Genomic DNA, 25,176 nt, shown 5'->3' with positions numbered 1-25,176 from the left:
AACATGGATAACCTTTAAGGCGACTTTCCTTTTCCATATAAGGAATGCTTGTGATGTCACTCATTCAGCCCCTTTATTGCTCTCTTTACTTCAAAATGTCGCATAAGCTTGTGTTCTCAATGCTTCCGCTCGCTGGTATACTTCATTATTCGATGAGGCATAAGAGTTGCTCGGCGATTCATAAAAAAGACGTCCTCGCTCGATAGAGCAAAGACGTCTTGAATAAACGTAAACTCGTGAACCGACTATATTCTTTTCGCAGGTGAAGACCATTAAGTAGAGCTCCGAACAGAAATCAGCACTTGATACGCTCTAAGTTGACCGCTCCAGTGTTTGATCATCCTTCCGATCGCTCTTGTCTTCTATTCTCTTCATGATCCTGAGCCATAAAAAGGAATGGATTCAACATTCGCTTTGAACTTTGGCTTCATTATAGCTAAATGAGATTCTTGTGCAAACTCCTGATATGCATTAGCTGAGCTTCTATAGTTCAACCCGCTGCTTTTCAAGATCCCGAAGCACAACTCTGCGAATTTTTCCTGAGCTTGTCTTTGGCAGATCTTCTATAAACTCAATACGACGCGGATATTTATATGGAGCTGTACAGTGCTTGACGTGATCCTGCAAAGCTCGAACCAGCTCCTCCGAGCCGCTCTCGCCGTCCTTAAGCACGATAAAGGCCTTCACAACATGCCCTCTTGTCTCATCCGGACTAGCGACCGCCGCGCATTCCTTAACCGAAGGATGCTTCATCAAGGCTTCTTCGACCTCAAATGGTCCGATTGTATACCCAGAACTGATGATAATATCATCCCCTCTGCCTTCGAACCAGAAGTAGCCCTCCTCATCCTTATAAGCCCGATCTCCTGTAATGAAGTATTCGCCATGAACAGCTGCCGCCTTGCGTTCTGGAGCCTTGTAATACGATTCAAAGAGAGCCGGCATCGAGGCATGAACGGCTATATCTCCGACCTCTCCTGCAGGCAGCACCTGTCCGTTCTCATTAATCACTTCAACAAGACCAGGATAGATGGACTTGCCCATAGAGCCAATCTTAAGCTTGGAATCGGTTAGGTTCCCGATCAGCAGTGTGCTTTCGGTCTGCCCATATCCATCACGAATGACAATGCCAAAATGCTTGTTGAAGGTCTGGATCACTTCTTGGTTAAGCGGCTCTCCAGCAGATACGGCACTACGTAAAGACGACAGATCATAATGCTCAATGCCTGAGGTCTTTGCCATTAGACGATATTCCGTAGGCGTGCAGCACATGACCTGAATGCGGTACTGCTGAATCAACTCCAGATACTTCTTGGGTTTGAAGGCTCCATCGTAGATGAATCCCGTTGCTCCTCTACCGAGCACAGACAAGAACGGACTCCAGATCCATTTTTGCCAACCAGGGGCAGCTGTTGCCCAGACTAGATCCCCTTCTTGAATGTCCAGCCAGGAAGAAGTGATCTTAAGATGCGCATAACCCCATCCATGACGGTGCATCACGCCCTTCGGCTGTCCGGTAGTACCTGAGGTATAGGCTAGAATGGCCATATCATCACGATGCGTTGGTTGAGGTGCCGATACTAAAGACTGCTCATGCTCCATAAGTTCTATCATGTTCAGCCAGGCAGATTTGCTGCTGACCGGCTGCGCCAACGTCAGCCGATGCATAAGGGAAGGCATATCCTCTTCAATGGCATCAACTTCTTCTATCCCTTCTGGCCATGCAATGATCGCCTTCGCTTCAGCATGACGAATCCGATAGGACAGGTCCTTGGCTCTCAGCATTTGCGAGGAAGGAATGACTGCCAAGCCAAGCTTCAGGCAAGCCAGATAGATGACATACGATATAATTCTGCGCGGGATCATGACGAGCACACGATCCCCCTTCATAAGTCCTAGCCGAAGAAGCACAGCGGCAAGCCGATTCACTTCGTCCATCAGTTCGCCATATTTAATCTGTTCCTTGTGTCCGGCTTCATCCAAATAGAGAAGAGCCAGCCTCTCTGGATCATGACGCTCTATTTCCATGGTCATATTATAATCTTCAGGTGCGATCCAATCTCGATAGTCCATTTTACCGTCTCCTTAACTTACAGCCTAGAAACCTAACCATCCCCGTACATCAACACTATGATGAAGTACTAGTACTAGGTTCTAAGCTATAATTATATCACACGGTGAACATGATGTATCTCACGGGCTATCTAACAAAGCATCATGATAGACAAACTTGCACATTGCTAGGGCTTATGCCTGCTGCGGCCATCTGCACCAGCTTCGCTCCAACTCCAGCATCTCCGTGCAAACACGCTTCACCATGTCGATATTGAGCTTCTCATTGTGCGAAGCCAAGAAAAAGGTATTCTTTAGGGTGCGCGCCTTCTTGGCAAGCTCGCGCAGCATACTGATACTGCTTGCATCCTGCCCGGTGTGCTCCAGATAGAAGGAATACAAATGTCGTGAGCCCGCGACAAATTTGAACGCATGCGCGCAGCAATCATACAGCTCAGCAAGAGACTCAAATGGAGAAGTTCTTCTGCCATCTACATAGTCAAGAATGGTATGATACATGACCCGTTCATCCCGATAGTCACTCATCCAGGACGCATGACGCTCGGCAATGATGTTCTTCTGCTGCTCCGACACTGTGCCCGTTGGCCGATGAAGCAGCAGCAGTTCCTTAGCTTCTGGCAGCTCGATCGGATGGTCGCATAGTATCCTCATCTCCTCCTCTGTTATGAGACCATCATAGACAGGATACAAGTCCTTGATATAATAGCCGCTTGGATGTTCAGCATGCATGCCGGCATGCCAATCTTGAACCCATAAGGAATGCAGTGCAGTAAGATCAGCGAAATCCGTTGGCTTCACATAAGGAACTTGGCCGCATACCACCCATAAAAAAGCTGACGAATGTCCGCCTGCTGTCAGCTTAAGCGCAGGAGCGATGTCTTGATAGCCTGTATAGGGAAGCTCCTCATACCTTACATCAAGGAGAGCCAACTCCGATACTTTATAGCAAGCGGCATCGAACATCCACGTTTTAAGCTGCTTTTCAAACAAATGCTCAAACATGACGTCAGTACTTACACAGACATTGTAGTACAGCAATTCAGCCGGCAGCTTCCATTGCTGCAGTGTATGGGAAATCTGAATTTGGCGGCAGTCCAGCACACTCATCTCGTAGTCAAGCTTCTTATCAAACATGAAGCAGCCTCCCTTCCTGAATCAACTGCCCGCACTACTGTACTTCCGCACAGCTAAGGACCAGCATTTGCGAACAAGGATAAATAAGATAACAGGGACCAGCAGCGCCCAGAGAATATCCCATAGATTCAGCATCCCCATGACGAACTTAGGACCATAATTGCTGATTAGAAAGACGGGGATGACGTATACGCCGATTCGCTGCAGCCACATTGGAAAAATATCAAGCGGCATATTATTCGCATCCCAGATCGAATGCGCCATCTCCGTCACAGCCCCTGTCTGTACATAACGAAAGGAGAGCAAAGCAGGCAGCAGCATCAAACAATATGTGATCATTAGCGCAATTCCGATAAACCCGATATAGCCAAGCAGATTCCAGTTCAGAGGAAGTTGAGCGCGATGCCAGCCTACCCCGACCATGATCGCGCCTGCTAAAATATTTGGAATCGGCAGGCCGATATCGATGTAGCGCAAGGAAACAAGAAACTGCAGCGATACAGGCTTCGTAATCAACAAATCCAAGGTTCCGCCTTGAACGTATTGGGAGATGCGAACAAAATTAACGTAAAACAACCCCATGTACAAACCGGTCATCATCGTATAAGTGCCAATAAAGAGCAGAATATGGTCAGGCGTTAGTTCTCCGATATGCAGATTGGTTTGATATACGATAAGGATGTACAACGCTTTTGCACATAAAAAAGCAATTTCCACTCCGATGCCCATCCAGAAGTTGAAGCGGTATTCCATGCTTGCGGCTACACAGTTTTTGACAAAGACTCCGTAGAGCTTGAAGTAGTATCCTAGGCTTCTCATCTTCACTTATCACCCGCCTATTCCGACATATCGCTTGAGACCAAGCTTCCATGCCATTCTTGACGCACCAATAAGCAGGACAAACCAGACAAGCTGAATCAGCATTCCCTGAAAAGCCTCGTTCATAGCCAGCCTACCATTCAGTACGTTGACAGGAAAGTAGATTGTATACTTGAAGGGCAGCAGGTTAAACCATTGATTCGCAGCTTCGCCAAACACCTCAAGCGGTACCATGCCCCCGCTTAAGATCTGTACGATCAAGGTTGTAATGACAAAGAAATACGAGATCTCCTGAAGGGTAAAGGCTAGTGCGCATATGGTATAGGTGAGGAGAAACTGGACGGCGGATGCAAGCACAAGTGTAATAATGGCTACTGCCACTCGGTTAAGCGACATCTCCCCAATATGAAAGGCCATCGCAATCCCGATTACGACAGACATAACGATGATGAGAATCGTATCTGACACGACACGGCTTCCCATATAGGCACTCAAGCGATAGCCGAAGTAGCTTACAGGCCGAACCAGATACGTATTTAGTCCTCCGCTCTTGATGTCTTCAGCAATCGTATGCTCCAAATGGGTCATCACCAGCTTCGCTACAATGCCGGCAAGGACCGTGTACAGCATCATTTGGCCATAGTCGTATCCGTAAAGCGATTGATGATCCTGTGACGCGTATACGGCCGTCCAGATTAAGCATTGCAGGCCGATCGGAAAGACCAGATTGAACAATCCAATGAAAAATTGAAGCCGATATTCCATCGAGGACTGCATGCCGAGCGTGAAAGCGGTGACGTATTTATTGCCAGTCAGCACGGCTCGCATGCTTCGCTTTCCTCTGCTGTTCTGCTCATGCTTCAAGGGATTGGAGCTCTGCGGCTCTTGATTGTTCTTGTCCAACATTCAATCCCCTTTCCTTGGATTGTTGAACATAAATGCGCTCGATGCTTTCCTCGATTGGCTCTTCTTCAATGCTCCAATCCTCTACTCCTGAATGCTCAATCAAGCGTCTTGACACCGTCTTAATGGCTTCATGCTCCACTTGCAAGTCGAGCGTATCTCCATGATGAGCATGCACGACAGCATGAGCCCCCAGCCATTGGTACACTTCTTCTTCCTTCCACGGCTCATAGAAGCGCACCTTCACCCGCTTATAGTCGCCAAACGCCTTCTTCATCGCATCAATGCGGCCATCGAAGGCAATCTTGCCGCCCGCAATAACAATAGCGCGGCTGCATACGTCTTGAATGTCCTTCATGTAATGGCTCGTTAAGATAATCGTCGCTTGCTTCTGCTCGTTGTAACTCCTTAAGAATTGACGAACCTTCTTCTGCGAAGCATAATCCAGCCCCAAGGTCGGCTCGTCTAAGAACAACAGCTTGGGCTGATGAATTAATGCGGCAATGATCTCCATCTTCATTCGCTCACCTAGTGATAGACGACGCACCTGAACGCCCAGCAGACGCGTAACATCAAGCATCTCTGCCAATTCATCCAGCGTATCTTGATAGATGCGGTCCTCAATATCATAGATGCATTTATTTAGGTAAATGGATTCATTCGCAGGAAGGTCCCACCATAATTGACTCTTCTGCCCCATCACAATCGCGAAGTTGCGCTTGAACGCCTTGGCACGCTCCCAAGGGGTATATCCGAGCACACTCGCATGTCCGCTTGTTGGATGAAGAATGCCGGTAAGCATCTTAAGCGTCGTTGTCTTCCCCGCTCCATTGGGACCGATGAAGGCAACCGCTTCTCCTTGCTCAATGTTAAAGGAGATCTGCGATACCGCATGGCGTTCAAGCTCTTCACGATGGAACAAATGCCGCCACGAATGGCGGAGTCCTGCTTTTTTTTCATAATAGGTAAAGGTCTTCGACAAGTTGTTCACTTCAATTATGCTCAATCTGTATTCCCCCTCAGAAGACGGCTGCCGTTACGCTCCATTATTGTAGAGAAGCACGCATTTGGAGCAGACAGGCATGAGCCCGCAGGCAAGCACCTCGCGCTGCTTCTCATATTCAGGTCCATGGAAGACCTCCGATAAGGTGCTCTTGCTTAGATCACCCAAGGAGAACTCGGGAAAGAACTTGCAAGGATTGACCTTGCCGTTAGGCAGAATGTCCATGCGAGTCGATAATGCAAGGCATTCTGTGCGTTTCATGCCGGGGTCCTCTGTCCCCAATACAAAATCGCGAATCTCATCCGGCTCCAAGGCAGGCTGGAATCGAATTCGATTGGACCACGTCCGGTCTCTCATTCGATCCATCTCTGCTAATAGAGGCTCCAAACTCTCTGGAGAGAGATGATAGGTAAAGGAATGCCAGCTCTTCTTCTGCGGCAGATGCGCGGCTTCAAGCCAAGCATAGTGCTGCTGGAAAAATCCATCCATCCGATTCGCAACATCCTCAGGGATATACCAAGGAAACACAAAGTACACCGTATTTACCCCGATCTCCTCAAAGGTTGCCATAAAGTCATAGAGCTTCGGTACCATGGCATCATTAATCGTAATGCTTACCGATACTTCCCCTCGGAATATTCCCTCTGCTTTAAGAGCCAATAAGCGATCCACCGCTCGCATTACCTTTTGATAGGTGCCTTTGCCGCGGATTGCATCATTTTCTTCCTCGAATCCTTCAAGACTCACTAGCAAGGTGACACCTTCTGGCAGCTTCAAGATGGAGTCCAGCTTCTTCTCAATCAAGACCGCATTCGTGCAGATTGTAGATATTCTAGGATCTCGCTGCAGAAGCTCGCACAGCTCATCGAACTTGCTGTACATAAGCGGTTCTCCGCCCCATAGGAACATCCGGGACTGCTGTGGTCTTGTCTCCTCAAAGATGCGCTCCAGCATATCGAAGTCAATCTCATTGCGAGCTTCCTGCTTATCGAATTCATGATGGTAGCCGTCTGTATTCCATTCGAAGCAATGCTTGCAGCGCAGATTGCATCCATTGTTGATCTTAATGCCAATATCGGCAGGAATGTCAAAAGCGAAGTTGGCCTTCTCCTTGCGCCCGCGACTGCCTACAGTCATATTGCGAAGGGTATGTTTTAGTGAGCGGAATTCAACAGGTGTCAGCGTTGCATTGCTTTTAGGTTGCATGCGTAATCCTCCCCGTAATTCGGAATGAGATTGATGTGCTCCATTAGGTTTAGATGAAGCTCTTCAAGAATGGATGGATCAAAGCCTGATTGCCGCCATTCCTCGTAGGAAAGGGCGAAGCCCAGCGCACGCCAGCACGCCGCATTGTGGCGCTCATGCTCGCCAAAGGGTTCGAGGTAGATGAGCGGCGTTGCGCCAGATAAGGAATCAATGAGAGTCCCTCCTCCTGGCTTGCTGACAATGGCTATGCTGCTTGCGGCAGCTTGAGAAATAGTTGGAATCGTGAGTGAGGAATCTTGTTCAAGAGTAGAGTGTCTATTGTGGCTCATGGGGGGAAATGTGGTCCGCTCGCTGCGTAATGGATTCGTCCAAGGGTGCCACTCCGCTTCCAGCCAATATAGAGTATCTTGAGATCTTGCATGGGATTGTTCATGGGGTGTGTATGCGACTAAGTCCAGCTTATAATGTGCTTGAAGAGGCTGAATCGTCTGCTGGTAGGTTCCAATCCCCCAGCCTCCGCCGTGCACCACAATTCTGTTGTCTCGTTCATGCCAAGCAATGATGGGGCTATCAAGCATTTTCAATCTCATGTGGAGCTTATACTGCTCATCTTCTTTTTGGAACAGCCATTGATGGCTGTACTTGCCATATCGATCTTGGTAAGCCAAGTAAGACGGGGTATCCACCGCGTCAAGCCTTACAAATTGGACATCGATTGGATCGCTGATTAGGCATGAATATTTCTCTAATACAGGGATCCAGAAGCCTGTAATCGCAACGAAGCGCGTTCGGTGTTCCTTTACCCAACGTTGAAGCAGTTCGCACTCCCTCACGGGGTCAAAAACAGGTCCAATATCCTTGGCTAAACGATGTCCCATAAGCGCCGCTTGAAAGCTCTGGTGAAACAAAGCTTTTGTCTTAACCATGTTCATGCGAACTTCATCTGGAAATAATGTTTCCAGCACTTCTACAGAGCAAGCCACTCCCTGCTGCTCAAGTATCTGACTTAAGCGAACGCCTGGTACATAAGCGCCTAGAGAATTGCCAGAGGTCAGAACCGTGATCATTGTATCCGGCATAGCCGCACCTCCTCATCACCTTATGCATCAGCTTGAGCTAATAACGAAGCATCATATATGGGATACAAATCCGATCGAAGCCAGTTGAGCAAGAAGCTTCTGTCTCCATCGTTCACGCTCAAGAGGGGAAGACGTCACAATCGCAACATACCATCGTCCCTGAGAATGGATTCCACGTGGATCTAGAAGTGTATTGGCGGATAGTGGAAGAATGCCGCCCTCTGATGCAGTACCGAAGAGAAGTCCTGAAGCATGAAGCTGTTCGAGGAGACGTTCATAGGCATTCTCTTCTTTGCCCCATTCTGGGATTCTAAGCTCCAGCGGAAGCAGCATCGCCTGCTGTCCATACTGCTTCAATCTGCGGTTCAAGCGGTCATTCAGACAGCCCATCGAATGTCTCGCATTGATCTCCACGATAGGAACGAGAGTCTGATCCTCCAGCAGCATGGAATCTACGCAAATAGGGCCATAGTAACCTTCCTTATATAAAGCTCTTGCGACTTCCTTCATCGTATCCAAGTAGCCATTCTGCTCTAGCATCGCAGTCATTACAGGCTCTGCCTCATAGGATCCACCATAATTCTGGCCACGATTGTCCATGAATTGAATGCTGTCTATGCTGATCATGCCTATGTCATCTACATACAGCTGGCAGGAGAAATCATTGGCTTTGCAAAGCCAAGGTTCAATCAGAAATTGAACGTGCTTGCCGCTATGCTGCTGCCGCTCTACATACTGTGCGATTCTATTAAGCATCTGTATGGAGTCGACAACCAGGTTGCCTTTTCCAGACACTCCATAAGGGTCCTTAATGACGATTCTATCCTGCCCTTGAAGGTAGTGTGCGCCTGCTTCAAGCAGCGTCTGTGCGGAAAATACGGCTTCGCCAGGTGCAAAACCACCTAGCTCTTTAGCTAAATCATGTGAGTAGATTTTGGAGTTCACCTTCGCTACAATCGAGGAATGAGGCAGTTTCTCAGCAGCTCCATATTGTGCTGCAAACGCATCTGTTGAGGGCAAAATCGCATATGGCAGCAGAGGGAGACGCGCTAGCAAAGGTTCGCATAAGGCAGCTGATGATGGCTCAGCAAGGGTATGGAAAAGATCCAGATCAGCACTTTTATTCTGTGACAAATGCTCCTGAACCGATAGATTCATAAAATCAAAGCCAAGCTCGTGCAAGTAGCGATGCTGTGTCTTGTTCATCGACAAAGCTGTCAACACGGCACCTTTCCCTTGGCATAGTATAAAGAGCAATTCATCCATCGCGCCCGCAACAGAATGCTCATAGCGGCTCGGCAATGATGGCAATTGAGCCAGATCAGCGGGTCTCCAAAATGCCTCAGCATTAAAGTTGCCAAGAACGAGCGAGGGAGAATCCAGATCGGAATCGGTCTCTTCAGAGGCAATAAGAAGCTCAGACATGCTCCTCGACCTCAGTAAAGCGAGCACCAAGCGATGCTAAGAACGATAGAAAGGCCTCAACGGACAGCATATGGTCATAATCGAATCGTTCAAAATCCATCTGAATCTCAAATTGCTCTTCGACCTTGAGCATGAGCTGAATGAGCTGCAGAGAATCAAGTCCAACCTCATCGATGAGATTCGTTTGCATCGTTAGCTTGTCCGTCCAATCGGTTTGTTCCTTTACTTCGGCAATAATCGTGGATAATTGTTGTAGTGGCTTCATTTTAGTCCTCCTGTCAAAGATAAAAGTGGGGATCATCTTCTTTGTCTCTAAAGCTCAGCTGTGGTCAAACATGGGGGGCAATACGCGGGTTCAGTATAGGTTGGTCTCCTACAATCCTCCTTTCATCAATCTCTCTTTTCAACGTCATCATAACACGAAACCATGAATTGGAAGAGGGAAAATAGTCCTAAATTGTAATATTAAAGTCCTATGAAAATTGGATATTGACCGCCTTTAGATTCTTTATTTCACGATCTTCTTGGCGTACTTCTTAATAGAATTTACCGTAAATCCAACAAAAGAACCTTACCAAAGCGATAAGGTCCTGAATGGGATATTTACTATTTTTTGGGATGTCCAAACACTTCTTTTCGCTTTTCATTAATGAGCTCTGATATCGTGACAAACTGAAATCCACGTTTTTTTAGCTCTGGCAGGATCAACTTTAGAGCTTCAACCGTTTGCATTGAATTCGATACATGATCATGCATGAGCACAATGTCGCCATTTCTGGCATTTTTCAATACCTTGTTGACGATAAATGAAACGCCCGGCTTTCTCCAATCCTTGGTATCTTGGTGCCACGACCATAAGACAACCTTAAAGCCATGATTCTGAGCGACATGGATCAGACGATCATTGTAGTATCCGCCAGGCGGCCGAAGCCATGCCGAGGTTTCGCCTGTTATTTTGCTGATTTGCTTCTGCGCATCCATGATTTCCTTTTCCATTAAAGCGGAGCTTACATTTTGACTAAAATATACATGGTTGTATGTATGATTAGCAACTTCATGCCCTTCCTTAACCTCACGTTCAACCACTTCAGGATATCGATCCACCCTTTTGCCAACTACAAAAAAGGTAGCCTTGGCATCGTACTCCTTAAGCAAATCAAGAATCAGATTCGTTGTCTTTGGATTAGGCCCATCGTCAAAAGTAAAGGCGATCATCTTGTGGTCCATCGGCACTTCCCAGACGATCTCTCCTCTTCGCTCATAATACATGCGATCTTTTCGAACCGGTGCGGCAAATCCACTAAGCAAGACGATGCATAACGAGCATAGACATAGGCGCAAAACATTCCTCTTCATACTGCTCACTGCTCCTTCATCGTAATCCATCCCTTACCATGGGGATAACCGTTAGTATGGCATTTTCCTAGGTTATCATGCAGATCCTCCTATGTTGTGTCTAATGTGACTTCGTACTGCGCTTGAACGGAAGCCTTAATTTACGCGGCAAAAAGAGCACCCCATTATTGCTTCTGAAGTGCTCCAAAATCTGCATGCAGCCCAATAATCCAACAATCCGTTAGAAGAATCCTCTTTGATTCTGAGCGGGATGATACTGCTGATGATAGGGACAATACGTCGGCTGCTGGTATTGCGCCTGATATGGATTCACTGTCGGATCTTGATGATATGCCCCATTCAAGTGTTCATTACGCTGTTGCTGCTGGCTGCAGTTGTTAGGAGGACCAATGATTACAGTATCCTTGATCGGAGCAAGCGTTTCTTTAACCTTGTTCACATCAAGGCAATAGGAATGAGCCAGCACCTCAGGAGGCGTTAAGCGCAGTATGTCCGAGCCAAAGATCACTTCAGGCGTTGGCGCATCAAAGATCGCGATCAGATGTGTTTGATCGGCAGCGGCTGTCTCATAATGCCACCAGCTTTGAGGAATATTTACGACTTGACCGGGCTTTATCGTATAATTCAACAGCTCATTCGTGAATGGATTTATTAAGCTTACGGCCACCTCGCCCTGAATGCAATATACCAATTCATTGGCATTCTGGTGAATGTGCGGCTCTACCGTGTTTCCTTTGCTTAAGTAAATATCAAGAATAGAGCTGTTGCCGAGTGTGTTCAATTGACCCACACCCAGTACATTAATGTAGTTCTGAGCATCTTTCTTAAAAAATAAAGACTTATTTACATCATAAGCAAACTTGACGTCAGGCGAAGCATAGTTCATATACGATATGGTCACAGCGGGTTCCCTGCCTTTATCATTAAATGTTGATTTTCATACAACATCATATGTACTCGCCTACATGATGTGTGCCTATTTCTGCTTGTTGCAATCTGATTCGAGCATGAGAAGGCAAGCACACTTGAAAATGACAAAAACACGTAAGGTCCGTTATGACCTTACGCGTTTTCATGATGGCTATGAACAAAAGCTGAAGCAGCTTTATCTTTTTCATCGAAAATGGTCTTCGTGCACCATGCGTGCATGAACACAGGCACAACACATTTAATCGTCATCAATACTGTTCGTGCCTGAATAACGGGGTTGGATACCTCTCCACCATCCGCAAGGGCTAGAAGGTATCCCTAATTTTACGGTAGTCGCTATTCATAATAGAGGTTACCATATCCGGCCAATCCGGATCTACCGGGCAGTACTTCCCTGCGACCTTTTCCACGGAGGTGTATCCCTTTTTAACGTAATTGCGCGACAACAGCTGACCAAACTTCTCCACGCTATCCTTCTTCTCCTCGAAGCGGAACGCCTGACGATTGCTTCCTCCAGTCGCATTGAGTCCAAATAAGTTATTATGCTCCTTGGCTAATCGGCTCTTGCCGTTGCCGCTCTCAAGCTTCATTACGGCAATCGTGAAGTAGGCATTAATGCCATACTCTTCTTCAACCGACATGATCGTCTCTTCCAAATCTTGATTGGCTAAAGCGGTCCCCTTGAACATACGTTCAATATGCTCAACCGTTAGCCCTGATGATGAGCTGACTTTGGAGTTAGGCTTTTGAGGCTTAGATTTTGTTAAGCTCAAGGTCTTCACATTGTCCTTTGGCAGCTCGACAGCAGCTTGCTTGTCTGCTGCGACATTTCTAGCTTGTTGTTTTGCCTGTGTGGCCGTCTTAGTTGCCTTCTTTGTATAATGACCATTCACATACCCCTCGCCTTGCAGCTGCAGCCAGCCATTGTCCAGCTCTTGGATGATCTCTAGGATCGTATCCTTCTCTACCACATTTACAATCGAAGAAGAGGCATTGGGCTTCGAACGCACATTCAAATAATAAGCCGTTACTTCATATTGCTCCTGATTCACATCAAGCTTTGTCGGCATGGGAGGTTCTATAGACTTATTCTGTTCCCCTTGATAGGCATCTGTCTGTGCAAGGATTGACTGGTTATTCTGTGGAACAAGTCCTGCAGCTTGGGAGGCTTGCTCTAATAATTGCTCTTTATGGGTGGAATATTGACGAATCGGCGTTAACAATGGAAATGCAGTCTGCTCAGGTGTTTGATTCAAGTAAGGATAAAAGGCCGGTGTGTTCCAAGCGCTCAGAAACTCCCATGTTTTCAATTTATCTTCCACGGAAACAGCTTGCTGCTCCTGATCAGCAGCATATGTATTTTGGTGAACTTCAAATCCCAAAATAAACAGCAGCGCTATGCTAAGGGCGTAAATGACAACTTGACGGTTCAATAACTTTCGCATACGTACACCTCTTTCTTCATATGGGGTCAACCCGAATTGGTTAGATAAGGTGAGACCGTGCCATGAACGAGATAGAGACAACCTCAAGTATTGAGAGTATACGAGCCATTGGTTACAAAAATGACCATCTTTTTTTGACGACCCCTAATCTAGGCTGTTATCAGCACTTGAAAATGACAAAAAAGAAACAGCTACCAAAGGCTTGAACCCTTGATAGCTGTCTCTTTTTTTAAGAGAACTGCTTCATTTCCATTTTAAGAAATTTATTTTACAAAGCCGTCGATCATTATGATCTCTGCATTTGTCATTCCAGGCAAGGACATCGTGACAGCAGCGCTGTGGTAAGCCACGATCTTGGTTCCTTGCTTCAGGTCCTCAATGCCTTGTACGTTAGGCATGATGGTATCTTCACTGATATGAAGAATAAGATCATTTGCTGTATTGTCATCAGAGCCAACATTTACATAGATGCTGTTTTTAAGATCGCGATCCATTTTTTCAATGGTTCCTTCAATCTTGAATGTCTCTTGCGCCTTCACCACAATCTTCGCTGCATGTGCTTGACCTGGATAGCTCATCGTCATCATCGGACCATAGAAAGCGTCCACGCGAACATCAGCTTTCAAAGCATCCGCAGTCAATGTTTTTCCATTTTCATCTACAATTACGGTATCTTTATCTACACCAAGCATCACATAGTGCTGACCGCCTTCGAGGCCTTTGCCCACGACTGTAATGCGATCATTGGATTTATTCATAATGATGCCATCTGTTCCAATAAGGTCGTTCGCTTCTTCTCCTCCATTGTTCTCGCCAGTGTTATCCCCTTGTCCATTCACAAGAATATAATTGGTTGAAGATTGAGCAGGAAGGCTCGCGGTCACCGCTGGACCATAGAATGCAGTGATGTTCATGCCAGCTTTAAGATCCTCTTGCTTCAAGGCTTTGCCGCCTTCGCCGTAAATTTCAGCTTTAGGATCGAGATTCAAAATCATCGTTTCTTTACTACCCGTATAAATGTTCGTGCCTTCAACAGTCAGACGGCCATTGTCCGCAGAAGTCACTTCACCTGTGATGCCAGACATCGTGTAGTCTTGAATGATGATTGTCAATGCTGTTCCACGAGCAGGTAGACTCTTCGTAATGTTCGCATCATAGAATGCTTTGACAACTTTGTCTCCTTTGATCAAGGACTCCACAATCTTCGTCAGATCTACCTTGTTGCCTTTTGCATCGATAATTTTCGTTTGCTCGTTAATGGATAGAATCATTTCACGCTGAGCGTCAGGCGTAACACCGCGGCCTGTTATTGTCATGAATGTTCCGTCTTCATTGTTCACATAGTTGGTCATTTGGCCCATCGTCCCAAGTACCTTCTTATCGGAAAGATCCTTTGTTTGGACAACCCCTGCTTTTACAGGCTGAGTAGATACTTGTGCGCTAGCAGCCATTGGTACTGCCAACATTGCCATAATTGTAGTCGTTGCTAGAACTTTGTACATGCTTTTCATAAGTCATTCCTCCAGTGTATATGTGTGCACAAAAATGAGATCACATGTTTATTTGAACTTGCTTCCTGATACATCTACCTAGACGGGGCTTGGTTTCAAAAGGTTGCGAATGCTGACGATTTTTTTCATAAGATTAGCTAGCAAAATCTAGCAGGGGACGAATGACTGCCTAACAGCGGTTACAAAGGGAGAGGCCAATACTTCACATCCACTCCATTCCTCGCATTTTTAAAGGTGATTATGACCTGTACGGTGCCTTTTCAGCATGACAACATAAAAAAGCTGCCTCAATTGACCATTTGTCAATGTGAAGCAGCTTTATTAGAGGCTATAAGAAAGCAAATTCAAACGATGATCCTTGTATTATTCTTGATGGTCGACCAGAATCACATCAGCGGTTGCTTGACCTGGCAAGGACTTAGCGACGATTCCATTGTAATACACCACCACTTTAGTGCCGTCTTTCAGATCCTCTGCACCTCTTAATAGCGGCATTGCGGTATCTTCATTTATCTTAATAATCAGGTCATTTCCTTTATTATCATCAGATCCTACATTTAGATAGACACGCGATTCATTAGTAAAATCTGATTTTTCGATAGTGCCCTCCAGTTTGAATGTCTTCTGCTCTTTCACAATCACTTTATCTGCATGTCCTTGCGGTGGATAGCTAAACGACATGTACGGCCCATAATAGACTTCGACACGACCTTCTGTCTTCAGTGCATCTTCGTTCAGCTTGTTGCCTTTCTCGTCTACGATTTGAGTCTTTTCATCAATATGAAGCTCCACATATTGCTGGCCGTACTCGGTAATGCCTTTGCCCGCAACGAGAATGCGTCCATCATGATGGCTCACAATGATTCCGTCTGTGCCATGTGTATCTTCATCATGCTTGCCGTCATCATTTGAGGCATGAACCGTAATGTAATTCGTTGTGGATTGGGCTGGATAGCTCTCAGCAACCGTTGGCCCAAAGAATGCGGTAATCTTCATGCCTTTCTCAAGGCCGTCTTTTTTCAGCTTCTTGCCTGCCTCATCGTAGATCTTTGCTTGTGGGACAATACGTAGAATCATAGTCTCATTGACTTTCGTGTACATGTTGGTGCCTTCTACGGTAATTCGGCCATCTGAAACGCTCGTAACTTCACCTGTGATCGCGAAGAAGGAGTAATCCTGTACGACTAAGGTTAACGCGGTGCCGCGAGCCGGAATGCTTCTCGTAATGCTGCCATCATAGAATGCTTTCACCACTTGTTTGTTATCGATAATAGATTGAAGATCAACACGTTTGCCTTTGGCGTCAACAATCTTCGTTTGATCCGTAATGCTTAGAATAATCTCATCTTGATCTGTATGTGATAGACCTCGGCCTGTTACCGTAATGAATTTACCAGACTTATCATTTACCAGGTTCGTGATTTGACCCAGCGTGCCTGCAACATGCTTATTTGATTTTTCTTTAGCAGTATTGCTAGCGTGGTATGAATTAACTTTCCCCGGAGGGGTAATCGGTTTGTTTGCGTTATGAGCGCTTGCTGCCATAGGCGCAGCCAGCATTGCTAGGATTGTTGTTGTCGCGAGCACTTTGTACATATTCTTCATCATTCATTCCTCCAGTAGTAGGTTATGCTTGTTGCTCTCTTATCAAATATGGAATGTACACATTAACATCTGTTCTTGATTTCATATTTTAGACGTAGCATGCATGCTAAAGGTTTCACTTGCATGCTATTATTTTTCGATTATTATCGCATAAATAGCATGAACCATTCCAGCATCCATAAAAAAACGGCACCCATTGCGTTTAACGCACATGAATACCGTCTTCGTCATATCCCAATCATTATTCTAGCAGCTTCTAACTTCTTATGAGCAATCTAGCTTCTTATGAACAAGTAGGATTGAACTTTACAAACTTCTTAGTTGTGTGTAACAACAGCTCCAGAACCACCGTACATATCAAGCTCTCCTTCAAGCTCAAGCTTCAATACCGTGACATGCTCATGGCAGTCCTCAGGCGTCAAATGAATCCAAGTTGTTCCTGGGATGTTGAACCAAGGCACGCCGCCATGAATAACATGGGTCAGCTCTTTGCCGGAGTGAAGAACCGTGATCTTATTGATCTTGTTGGACAAGCCCTTCAAGCACACGCTTTCCTTAGGACTATCATAGACGAATAGATACAGCGTCTGCTTGTCTTTGGATACGGTGCTTCCGCCCAGCCAGTAGCGAGTCATAATCCCTTCATCTGTACCAAAGACCGCTTCTTCATGCTCACGAATCCAAGCACCAAGACCAAGCAACGTTTCTTCTTGACGCTTCACGATCGTGCCGTCTTCCATTGGTCCGATATCAAGCAGCATATTGCCGCCCATCGTGATGCAGTCACAGAACATGCGAATGATCTGGTCTAGTGTCTTATAATGCTCGTCGCCTGTATATCCCCATGAACGGTTCATTGTCGTACAAAATTCCCAAGGGCCTTCAGGTCGTGTTATCGGTATCCCTTGCTCCGGCGTTTTGTAGTCGCCATGACCTTGCAGACGGGAGTTGATAATCAAGTCCTTATTGAAGGAAAGCAGGTAATCCTTGAACGCCGGCAGTCCCCATTGCTCAGCACTGCGTTCCCAATCGCCATCAAACCAGAGAAGATCGACTTTACCGAAGTTAGTAAGGACCTCTTTAAGCTGATTGTTGTTAAACTCAAGGAAACGCTGCCATTTCTCTTGATCCTGAACCCCATCCGTTGGATAGGCAAATGGATTCATTTTGCTAGGATCCTCAGGCACAACGCCGCCTTCGTAAACACTTGGATAGTCTGGGTGAGACCAGTCGATCAAGGAATAGTACATTCCAAGACGAATGCCTCTCTTCGTAATTGCTTCTGCATACTCTTTTATAAGATCACGCTTCGCTGGTGTCTTCTTCACCACATTCAAGTCACTATACTGTGTATCCCAAAGCGCAACGCCATCGTGGTGCTTTGTCGTCAACACTGCATACTTGGCACCCGATTTCTCAATGAGATCCGCCCACTTGTCTGCATCGAAGTTCTTCGCTGTGAAGCCGTCGAGCTGACTCATGTACTCCTCATAAGACATTCTTCCATTATAGAAAGACCAGGATTCCGCAACTCCTTTTACAGCATAGATTCCGTAGTGAATGAAAATACCGAGCTTTGCCTCTTCAAACCATTTATGAACCATTAGCCTGCCTCCTCATTGTTGTTCCATCTATAACATAACCGCAAAAAGCGGCTTGTTCAAGCTTCATTTGGGTTCATGATGTTAGATCCATGACGGTTTTTCTCGTTCTTTGAACAAGAATGAAGCGTTTCCTTTCTTTCTTATGATATCGGTATCATTAATCATGTTTCTTCAATTGCTGATCAAACATCTGATACACTTTAAGTGCTAGCGAGACGCGATCAGGCAGCTCCTTGAGCAGCTGATTCAAGTACTCTCTGCCAAGATCCGTAATCTCATAATATCGGAAATAGCGATGATCGCTGTCCCAGTAGCTGATCGTATGCCCCTTTTCATTTAATACGCGCAGACGCTTGGAGAGATAGGAATCATTGACCCCAACACCGCCTAACGAGGCAATAATGACTTGATCAATCTCTTTTCCATATCGGCGCCCCTTCTTAAGCTCAGCGAGCACCATAAAATCAATCACCTGCTGAACCTTAACAACGTGACCTAACGATTCGTCCTTGCGAATAGGTGAGGTATTGCGCATGTCTCTCTCTCCTTTTTATTCCGTCATATAAATCATCATAAATTGAATGCATGTGCTTATGTTCATTATACGTGCTCCAGTACTAGATTTCCAAGGGTAGCGGCTCCAGCCTATTAAGGTAAACGAGTATCCCAACTTGCTTCGGTTAGATAGTAATCTCGCTGATTTATTGTGAATATTTTCACTTTAATCTTGTGTTTTCAACTGATTCGAATGTAAATAAACGCCTCTATCGATTGGGTATGTGGGCAGGAGCTAGACAAGGTCAGGATTCATATCAATTAAACGTGTAAGGACGTATATTGTTATGATGTTTAATTGAACAAAGTTCAGCAAAATCGCATTTTGAGAGCGGTTGTCGCAAAAATGTGATTTCAATCAAACGGCTCTCCCCCTATTTTTGATATCGTTGCTATTGAGAACCATTCTTAATACTTCTTACACAAGGAGGAATACATGATGAGTGAAATAATAAATAATCGTGAACAGCATAGAGAAGCAACAGAACATCGCCAGCAAAAGCTTAAGGACATTATTAAGCAGCTGCATGCCGGTGCATCCGTCGAGGAGGTAAAAAGTGAATTTAAAGAAGCCATTGGCGAGCTGTCTGTAGCAGATATCTCAAAGCTTGAGGAAGCGTTAATGAAGGAAGAAGGAATCCCGGTCAGTGAAGTACAGCGACTCTGCTCCGTGCATGCCTCCGTATTTGAAGGCTCAATTGAAGAGATCCACGCACAAGGAGATGAACATGTCCCCGGCCACCCGATTCACACCTTTAAGCTTGAGAACAAAGCGATTGATCAGTTGGTCAATTTCAAGCTAAGCCTGCATATGGAGCGTTTTCTAAGAGAAGATTCTGAAGATGCCCGCTTCAAGCTGATCGAGGATCTTAACCTGCTGCTTGATATCGACAAGCATTACAGCCGCAAAGAGAATTTGCTGTTCCCTTATCTAGAGCGTTATGGCATTCATGGGCCAACCAAAGTCATGTGGGGGGTTGATGACCATATTCGAGAATCAATCAAGCAGGCCAAGATCATCTTGTCAGACCATACTCAGGATCGAGGAACGATTGCACCTCTGCTAACGCATATCATTGAGGAAGTAACAGGCATGATCTTCAAGGAAGAAAACATTCTCCTCCCGATGGCATTAGACAAGCTGACAGAAGACGAGTGGCTCAAAATTGCCGAGGAAAGCGAGCAGATCGGCTATTGCTTGGTTGCTCCTGCTGGCGTATGGAAGCCTGAACGTCACCCGATCCAAGATGAACAGGAGGCAGCAGCACCAGAACCAGATGCATCCTCTATTGCCGGCTATGTTCATTTTGAGACAGGCATCTTGAGCATCAAGCAGCTGGAACTGATGCTGAATCATCTGCCTGTCGATCTTACCTTTATCGATCAGGATGATGTTGTTCGATACTTCTCGCATGGCAAGGAGCGTATTTTCACTCGCACGAAGGCCGTCATCGGACGCACGGTACAGAACTGCCACCCTCCTCAAAGCGTTCATGTGGTGAATCAATTGCTGGAGGACTTCAAATGCGGCCGCAAGGATGTAGAAGACTTCTGGATCAAGATGAAAGAGAAGATGATTTATATTCGATATTTTGCAGTTAGAGATGAAGATGGGCAGTATATGGGCACCTTAGAATTCACTCAAAATATCGGCCCTATTCAAGCTATTGAAGGCGAGAAACGCATTCTCTCTGTAGATTGACGTAAAAAAAGAGCAAGAGCAGGTTCCACTTTGCTTGACGCCTGGAACCTGCTCTTATTTGTGTTATGCCCTTAGAATTATGTTATTCCTTATTGAAGGCTATACACTGCTTGTCTTGGATGACAATCGCTTTGCGAGCTCTGCAAGATCATGGCCTTTCAACGCTCCTTCGACCAATTCAGGCAGCCAGGTCGGCGTGCAGGCAAAGCATGGCGTGCCGTCTCTAGATAAGATCTTAGCCAGCCTCTCATCATAATAGGGCTTGCCCTGATCTGACAGCGCCAGCAAACACATCGTTCGCACACCAGCCTCGCGCATATCTTTCATTCGCCGAATCAGAGCGCCGCGATTGCCTCCCTCTTCCAGATCGGATACGAGAATAAACAATGTTTTCTTCGGTTCCTCAATAAAAGATTCACAGTAGGCAACGGACTTGTTAATATCTGTCCCGCCGCCAAGCTGAATGCCAAACAGCATATCGACCGGATCATTGGCGCATTGCTCTGTCAAATCCACCACTTCCGTATCAAATGCGACCACTCGCGTATTCAGTGCTGGAATGCTGGCAAATATGGAGGAGATGACCGACGCCCAGATGACGGAATCGGCCATTGACCCGCTCTGATCAATATCAACAATGACCGTCCACTCGTTACTTCGTCGCGCACGGTCAAAGAAGTAGAACTTCTCTGGGATGAGCGTCTTGCGGTCCCGATCATAATGCTTCAGATTGCGCTGGATCGTTCGCTTCCAGTCGATGCCGCTTAAAGACGGCAGCGGAGAATGCTGGCGGCGATTCAGCGCGCCAGTGACCGCACGGCGAATGTCATCTTCCATTCGCTTCACAAGTTCATCCACTAGTGACTGAACCAGCATACGCGCCGTATCCTTGGTCTTCTCAGGAATTTTGTTCTTCAGCGTGAGCAAGGTGCCTACAAGCTGAATATCCGGCTTTACATGAGCCAGCACCTCCGGTTCAAACAAGAGCTGCTTCCAACCTTTGCGCTCCATCGCATCATGCTGAATAATCGATACCACGTCATCAGGGAAGAAGGTTCTAACATCCCCGAGCCACTTGGAGAGCCGCGGGGCTGACTTGCCTTGGCCTGCTCCACGACTGCTGTCTATCGCCCCGCCGCCACTTTCAGTGCCAAGCGTATCATCATAGATATCAGCAAGCGCCTGATCCATAATCTGCTCTTCTTCTGACAACACTGCCGTACCATCCGCACCATAGGAGGAGAGCTGCTGCTCGGCTGCTTGCCCTAGAATTAGCCGCCACCTGGAAATCGATGTCTTATCTGCGTATTGAACCATACCTAAAAGTCCTCAAAATCAAAATCATTCAATTGTTCAAGCATATCTGCTTCGTCCTCCTTCAGCTCTCCACCAAGCGCCTCTTCCACTTCCTCAGGCTCAATTCCCCACAGCTCTCCTAGTATCTCAGCAATCATCACTTTCTCGCTAGGATTAAAGGTGCTGAATGATCGGCGCAAGAACACAAGTGCACGGCGAAACTCCTCGTCATCCAAGGATTCGATATAGGCATTTAATTGCTCCCATAAGCTCATGCGTGACAGCAATGCATAGCGGTTGCGCATCGACAAGCCCTCAAACCATCCTGCACCGATATCCGCGGGGATGCCTGGGGATAAGCGTCGGGATACCTCTTCTGCACACTGGCTTGCTGATAAGATATTGCGCTCTAACAGGATCGCACAGGCGAATCCAGACAAGCGCGGATTGCGGTCATCACGCCGGGCCAGCTCCGTTAACTGCTGTATCCACAACTCATCTTCCACCTGCTCCTGATGATCCAATGCAATACTGTTCAACTGATTGATCGCACTTAACATCGCGGCAGACGCTTCATCATTACAGCTGCTGGCATCAAGCAAAAATAAGCTTGCGCGCAAGAACAGCTGCGCCAACAGCGGTTCAAGCGGTGTCGTATCCATACGCCTCACGTCGCCATAGCGAATGATCATAGACAGCTCGTGTGCAGCAGCTCCCATCTGCACCACGTCCTGACTGTCAGCAGCGATATGCTGCAGAACCTGTCGAGCCGCATCCATCTGTGTAAGCAGCGCACACTCACAAGCAGTGCGTATCAGCTTGGCCGCTTCATCGATGGATGTGCATTCCTGCAGCTTCTGCTGCAGAACAAATGCACAAGCCACCTCAATTGTCTCACCTAGCAAGGTAGACTCCACAACTTCGATCTCCACCTCTGGCGTCCACTGGATCACCCAATGCTCAGCCCAAGTCGCCTGCTCTTGCCCGCTCCCTCTATACTTCGCGAGTGATATGCCCAGCAATTGCAGACGGTGAAACAAGGTTGAACGCTTGAGATCAAGAAAGCGAGCCTCCTCGGACTTCACTCGCCGATTCTCTCGCAAGTCAAGCGCCAGATCTGCAGCCACCGTCGTCTTGTATTTCTCAAGCTTCAGCTGTCGCAAGAATCGGTTCAAGTCATCTTGGATGGGGGTCTGACTCACGCCCTCAGCCAATAAACCGATGGCCGTCCCCACGTCCAGTCGAGCCAAGGCTTCCGCTACGGCTCCAAGCTCGCCTTGACCAAGCAGCGTCTTGGCTGCGTCCCGCAAATCCAGTAAGGTCGGTGCGCTGCCGTTATGCAAGGCAGCAAGCGATTGTGCGAGCCGCACTGCTTCAATGACCTCGGCAGTCGATCGATGCGTTCCTGCTTCACGCAGCAATCTTGCTGCACGCGACAAGTAGTGCTCGGGCAGCTGATCAAGCGTACCAGCTGTTATATGCTCCCACATGAGCTCATAATAATGAGGAGCATTGTTGCCAGCACCATATCCGGACATGCTGGACAATCGATAGTATGAATACGGCATCAGCGTGAGCTTGGAGCTTCTTGTTGGCAGCGCTGCAAGCTCGTCATCACTCATCGCGTTAAGGCCATTCGCAAGCGCAGCAGCATGATAGGCGCCGCATACGACAACAATCTTGTCCGGCTGATGGCCAGCTGCGATTGTTTCCTGAATTTGACGAAGCATGTAGGCTTCACGCACAGCATTGTATGCATATTCCGTTCGCTTCAAGCTGCTTTCCATTGGCTCCGTCAACGCTCTCATTTGCTCAGAGAAGGCCAAGATTGCTTGTTGGTATGCTCCAGGGCTCATATTGTGCTCATAATGACGCTCCCAGTACATATCATAATCCTGCTCACCGGCAAGTGCTGCAATGCGCTGATAGATCGATGCTTCTTGCTCATTCAGACCTTCATTCGGCAGGTCTGCTTCTAGTGCCGGCACATCAGGAGAATGGCGATCATTCTCCCTCTCTGCTTCTTCAACCAAGTCCGGCACATCCTCGGAACGTACGCTTTGAAGCGCTAATACAGCGGATGTAGGCAGGTCAATAAAAGCGCAATGTGCGCCATTGCCTGCCGCCCACAGCATTGCCTGATATTCCGGTGAATAGACGGCAAAAGGCCACATAGCCGTTCGAACGGGAAGTTCATCGGTAAACGCCAAGATCGCGACTGGCGGCTTCGTATTCGGGTTCGTCAGGTGGCGTATTTCTGGGCTAGCATCTTGAGGACCTTCGATCAGCACTGCGGTGGGACGGACTTGCTCCATTACATCGAGCAAATGCTTAGCGCCTGCTGGCGACAAGTGACGAACGCCAAAGATGTGTACCGTCGCTTCAGCTGTCGTATTCACTCATTCATCTCCTTGCATGCCGCATACAAGCCTCTCCATTCCGCGCCGCGCTTCTTCATGACATTCTCCAAATACTCTTTCCATACCAGCTTATCCTTCACATCATCCTTCACGATTGCTCCTTGCAGACCAGCAGCCAGATCTTCATCCGACAACTCGCCGCTGCCAAAGCTTGCTGCAAGCGCCATGCTGTTCGTTAGCAGCGAGATAGCTTCTGCAGTTGATATCACACCTGCTGGCGACTTGAGCTTCTCCTTCTTGTCTAGTGTCATGCCGCTGCGAAGTTCACGGAAGATCGTTACCACCTTGTAGAGCGCCTCATCGGCTGGTGCAGCCGCCTGCAAATCATAAGCAGCAGCAATCTCCTTCACCCGCTTTCTCACAATCTCTACTTCTGTCTCCATATCGGATGGAGTTGGCAGCACAATAATATTAAAGCGCCGCTTCAAAGCAGCAGACATTTCATTAACCCCACGGTCCCTTGTATTCGCAGTGGCAATGATAGAGAAACCTTTAGCGGCGTTAATTTCTCTGCCCAGTTCAGGGATGGAGATGGTCTTCTCTGACAGAATTGAGATCAGCGCATCCTGTACTTCTGAGGCACAGCGTGATATCTCCTCAAAGCGTGCAAGGCCGCCTGCCTCCATCGCACGCATGATCGGACTCTTCACCAGCGCTTCTTGGGAAGGACCTTGCGCGAGCAGCATTGCATAGTTCCAGGAATAACGCACCTGCTCCTCCGTCGTACCTGCCGTTCCTTGCACGACCAACCCCGAATGTCCATATATAGCAGCTGATAGATTCTCAGACAGCCATGACTTCGCTGTTCCCGGTTCTCCTATGAGAAGCAGCGCCCGATCTGTGACTAGTGTTGCAATCGCCATCTCAACAAGGCGCTTATTGCCAATATATTTTGGCGTGATTACGGTACTCCCTGCCTTGCCGCCTGTAATAAAAGCAAGAACGGCCTGCGGTGACATCTGCCAGCCAACAGGCACTTTTCCCTTATCTGCCTTCTTAAGCGCCTCCAGTTCCTCGCGATATAATTGCTCAGCTGGTAAGCGCATCATCTCTTGCGTCTCATGCTCCGTTGTGGACATGTATTCCTCTCCCTTATCTCTAGAGTAATGG

20 protein-coding genes are annotated in these 25,176 nt (G+C 47.1%); 1 reads left to right on the top strand and 19 read right to left on the bottom strand.

Features of this window, described 5'->3' with window-relative positions; genetic code table 11:
• Positions 1-483: 483 nt before the first annotated feature.
• From B9Y93_RS04410 to B9Y93_RS04335, 16 genes are all read right to left on the bottom strand, one after another.
• On the bottom strand, positions 484-2,073 hold the full coding sequence (locus B9Y93_RS04410) for an acetate--CoA ligase (RefSeq protein WP_085493112.1): 1,590 nt from the start codon (positions 2,071-2,073) through the stop codon (positions 484-486).
• A 174-nt stretch (positions 2,074-2,247) separates the two neighbouring features.
• The gene (locus B9Y93_RS04405) at positions 2,248-3,207 is read right to left on the bottom strand and encodes a hypothetical protein (RefSeq protein WP_085493111.1); all 960 of its coding nucleotides are present in this window, start codon (positions 3,205-3,207) and stop codon (positions 2,248-2,250) included.
• Between the two features lie 21 nt (positions 3,208-3,228).
• Entirely contained in the window at positions 3,229-4,026 is a 798-nt protein-coding gene (locus B9Y93_RS04400) for an ABC transporter permease (protein WP_085493964.1), read from the bottom strand.
• A 9-nt stretch (positions 4,027-4,035) separates the two neighbouring features.
• Entirely contained in the window at positions 4,036-4,932 is an 897-nt protein-coding gene (locus B9Y93_RS04395; protein ID WP_085493110.1) for an ABC transporter permease, read from the bottom strand.
• The gene (locus B9Y93_RS04390) at positions 4,880-5,935 is read right to left on the bottom strand and encodes an ABC transporter ATP-binding protein (protein ID WP_085493109.1); all 1,056 of its coding nucleotides are present in this window, start codon (positions 5,933-5,935) and stop codon (positions 4,880-4,882) included. The genes B9Y93_RS04395 and B9Y93_RS04390 overlap by 53 nt, the downstream gene beginning before the upstream one ends.
• A gap of 30 nt (positions 5,936-5,965) precedes the next feature.
• Positions 5,966-7,138: a radical SAM protein gene (locus tag B9Y93_RS04385; protein WP_085493108.1), complete on the bottom strand. Its 1,173-nt coding sequence runs from the start codon at positions 7,136-7,138 to the stop codon at positions 5,966-5,968.
• Positions 7,111-8,217 (bottom strand): hypothetical protein, encoded by a 1,107-nt coding sequence (locus B9Y93_RS04380; RefSeq protein ID WP_085493107.1) that lies wholly within the window; start codon positions 8,215-8,217, stop codon positions 7,111-7,113. The genes B9Y93_RS04385 and B9Y93_RS04380 overlap by 28 nt, the downstream gene beginning before the upstream one ends.
• 51 nt (positions 8,218-8,268) lie before the next feature.
• A complete protein-coding gene (locus B9Y93_RS04375) occupies positions 8,269-9,642 on the bottom strand; it encodes an ATP-grasp domain-containing protein (protein ID WP_085493106.1) in 1,374 nt (457 codons plus the stop codon).
• A complete protein-coding gene (locus tag B9Y93_RS04370; RefSeq protein ID WP_085493105.1) occupies positions 9,635-9,907 on the bottom strand; it encodes an acyl carrier protein in 273 nt (90 codons plus the stop codon). Before B9Y93_RS04370 ends, B9Y93_RS04375 begins: the two co-directional genes overlap by 8 nt.
• 341 nt (positions 9,908-10,248) lie before the next feature.
• The gene (locus B9Y93_RS04365) at positions 10,249-10,998 is read right to left on the bottom strand and encodes a polysaccharide deacetylase family protein (protein ID WP_085493104.1); all 750 of its coding nucleotides are present in this window, start codon (positions 10,996-10,998) and stop codon (positions 10,249-10,251) included.
• Between the two features lie 220 nt (positions 10,999-11,218).
• Positions 11,219-11,884 (bottom strand): cupin domain-containing protein, encoded by a 666-nt coding sequence (locus tag B9Y93_RS04360; protein WP_085493963.1) that lies wholly within the window; start codon positions 11,882-11,884, stop codon positions 11,219-11,221.
• 349 nt (positions 11,885-12,233) lie between these two features.
• On the bottom strand, positions 12,234-13,373 hold the full coding sequence (locus B9Y93_RS04355; protein WP_085493103.1) for a glucosaminidase domain-containing protein: 1,140 nt from the start codon (positions 13,371-13,373) through the stop codon (positions 12,234-12,236).
• Between the two features lie 263 nt (positions 13,374-13,636).
• Positions 13,637-14,884 (bottom strand): hypothetical protein, encoded by a 1,248-nt coding sequence (locus B9Y93_RS04350; RefSeq protein WP_085493102.1) that lies wholly within the window; start codon positions 14,882-14,884, stop codon positions 13,637-13,639.
• 363 nt (positions 14,885-15,247) lie between these two features.
• On the bottom strand, positions 15,248-16,492 hold the full coding sequence (locus B9Y93_RS04345; RefSeq protein ID WP_176228836.1) for a peptidase: 1,245 nt from the start codon (positions 16,490-16,492) through the stop codon (positions 15,248-15,250).
• 314 nt (positions 16,493-16,806) lie between these two features.
• The gene (locus B9Y93_RS04340) at positions 16,807-18,093 is read right to left on the bottom strand and encodes an alpha-L-fucosidase (protein ID WP_085493100.1); all 1,287 of its coding nucleotides are present in this window, start codon (positions 18,091-18,093) and stop codon (positions 16,807-16,809) included.
• Positions 18,094-18,250: 157 nt separating this feature from the next.
• On the bottom strand, positions 18,251-18,628 hold the full coding sequence (locus B9Y93_RS04335) for a PadR family transcriptional regulator (protein ID WP_085493099.1): 378 nt from the start codon (positions 18,626-18,628) through the stop codon (positions 18,251-18,253).
• 459 nt (positions 18,629-19,087) lie between these two features.
• Between B9Y93_RS04335 and B9Y93_RS04330 the strand changes: the two genes are divergently transcribed.
• Positions 19,088-20,350, top strand: coding sequence for a DUF438 domain-containing protein (locus B9Y93_RS04330; protein ID WP_085493098.1), 1,263 nt, complete (start codon positions 19,088-19,090; stop codon positions 20,348-20,350).
• A gap of 99 nt (positions 20,351-20,449) precedes the next feature.
• Here the strand turns inward: B9Y93_RS04330 and B9Y93_RS04325 are convergent, their stop codons facing one another.
• From B9Y93_RS04325 to B9Y93_RS04315, 3 genes are read right to left on the bottom strand one after another with little or no spacing between them, the layout of a single operon-like run.
• Complete coding sequence (locus B9Y93_RS04325; RefSeq protein WP_085493097.1) at positions 20,450-21,667, bottom strand: VWA domain-containing protein; 1,218 nt, start codon at positions 21,665-21,667, stop codon at positions 20,450-20,452.
• A gap of 2 nt (positions 21,668-21,669) precedes the next feature.
• On the bottom strand, positions 21,670-24,045 hold the full coding sequence (locus tag B9Y93_RS04320) for a DUF5682 family protein (protein WP_085493096.1): 2,376 nt from the start codon (positions 24,043-24,045) through the stop codon (positions 21,670-21,672).
• On the bottom strand, positions 24,042-25,145 hold the full coding sequence (locus B9Y93_RS04315; protein ID WP_085493095.1) for an AAA family ATPase: 1,104 nt from the start codon (positions 25,143-25,145) through the stop codon (positions 24,042-24,044). The genes B9Y93_RS04320 and B9Y93_RS04315 overlap by 4 nt, the downstream gene beginning before the upstream one ends.
• Positions 25,146-25,176: the final 31 nt, after the last annotated feature.

This window comes from Paenibacillus aquistagni (assembly GCF_900177815.1).
Taxonomy (GTDB): Bacteria; Bacillota; Bacilli; order Paenibacillales; family Paenibacillaceae; genus Paenibacillus_B; species Paenibacillus_B aquistagni.
The sequence above is the reverse complement of the archived record's forward strand: the minus strand, read 5'-3'. Positions and strand labels throughout refer to the sequence as shown.

What these genes read in the sequence shown, in the direction of transcription:
- B9Y93_RS04315 (WP_085493095.1), bottom strand. Translation starts at nt 25,145, where the DNA reads ATGTCCACAACGGAGCATGAGACGCAAGAGATGATGCGCTTACCAGCT.
- B9Y93_RS04395 (WP_085493110.1), bottom strand. Translation starts at nt 4,932, where the DNA reads ATGTTGGACAAGAACAATCAAGAGCCGCAGAGCTCCAATCCCTTGAAG.
- B9Y93_RS04325 (WP_085493097.1), bottom strand. Translation starts at nt 21,667, where the DNA reads ATGGTTCAATACGCAGATAAGACATCGATTTCCAGGTGGCGGCTAATT.
- B9Y93_RS04330 (WP_085493098.1), top strand. Translation starts at nt 19,088, where the DNA reads ATGAGTGAAATAATAAATAATCGTGAACAGCATAGAGAAGCAACAGAA.
- B9Y93_RS04375 (WP_085493106.1), bottom strand. Translation starts at nt 9,642, where the DNA reads ATGTCTGAGCTTCTTATTGCCTCTGAAGAGACCGATTCCGATCTGGAT.
- B9Y93_RS04380 (WP_085493107.1), bottom strand. Translation starts at nt 8,217, where the DNA reads ATGCCGGATACAATGATCACGGTTCTGACCTCTGGCAATTCTCTAGGC.
- B9Y93_RS04360 (WP_085493963.1), bottom strand. Translation starts at nt 11,884, where the DNA reads ATGAACTATGCTTCGCCTGACGTCAAGTTTGCTTATGATGTAAATAAG.
- B9Y93_RS04410 (WP_085493112.1), bottom strand. Translation starts at nt 2,073, where the DNA reads ATGGACTATCGAGATTGGATCGCACCTGAAGATTATAATATGACCATG.
- B9Y93_RS04355 (WP_085493103.1), bottom strand. Translation starts at nt 13,373, where the DNA reads ATGCGAAAGTTATTGAACCGTCAAGTTGTCATTTACGCCCTTAGCATA.
- B9Y93_RS04335 (WP_085493099.1), bottom strand. Translation starts at nt 18,628, where the DNA reads ATGCGCAATACCTCACCTATTCGCAAGGACGAATCGTTAGGTCACGTT.
- B9Y93_RS04345 (WP_176228836.1), bottom strand. Translation starts at nt 16,492, where the DNA reads ATGATGAAGAATATGTACAAAGTGCTCGCGACAACAACAATCCTAGCA.
- B9Y93_RS04350 (WP_085493102.1), bottom strand. Translation starts at nt 14,884, where the DNA reads ATGAAAAGCATGTACAAAGTTCTAGCAACGACTACAATTATGGCAATG.
- B9Y93_RS04365 (WP_085493104.1), bottom strand. Translation starts at nt 10,998, where the DNA reads ATGAAGAGGAATGTTTTGCGCCTATGTCTATGCTCGTTATGCATCGTC.
- B9Y93_RS04370 (WP_085493105.1), bottom strand. Translation starts at nt 9,907, where the DNA reads ATGAAGCCACTACAACAATTATCCACGATTATTGCCGAAGTAAAGGAA.
- B9Y93_RS04340 (WP_085493100.1), bottom strand. Translation starts at nt 18,093, where the DNA reads ATGGTTCATAAATGGTTTGAAGAGGCAAAGCTCGGTATTTTCATTCAC.
- B9Y93_RS04385 (WP_085493108.1), bottom strand. Translation starts at nt 7,138, where the DNA reads ATGCAACCTAAAAGCAATGCAACGCTGACACCTGTTGAATTCCGCTCA.
- B9Y93_RS04400 (WP_085493964.1), bottom strand. Translation starts at nt 4,026, where the DNA reads ATGAGAAGCCTAGGATACTACTTCAAGCTCTACGGAGTCTTTGTCAAA.
- B9Y93_RS04405 (WP_085493111.1), bottom strand. Translation starts at nt 3,207, where the DNA reads ATGTTTGATAAGAAGCTTGACTACGAGATGAGTGTGCTGGACTGCCGC.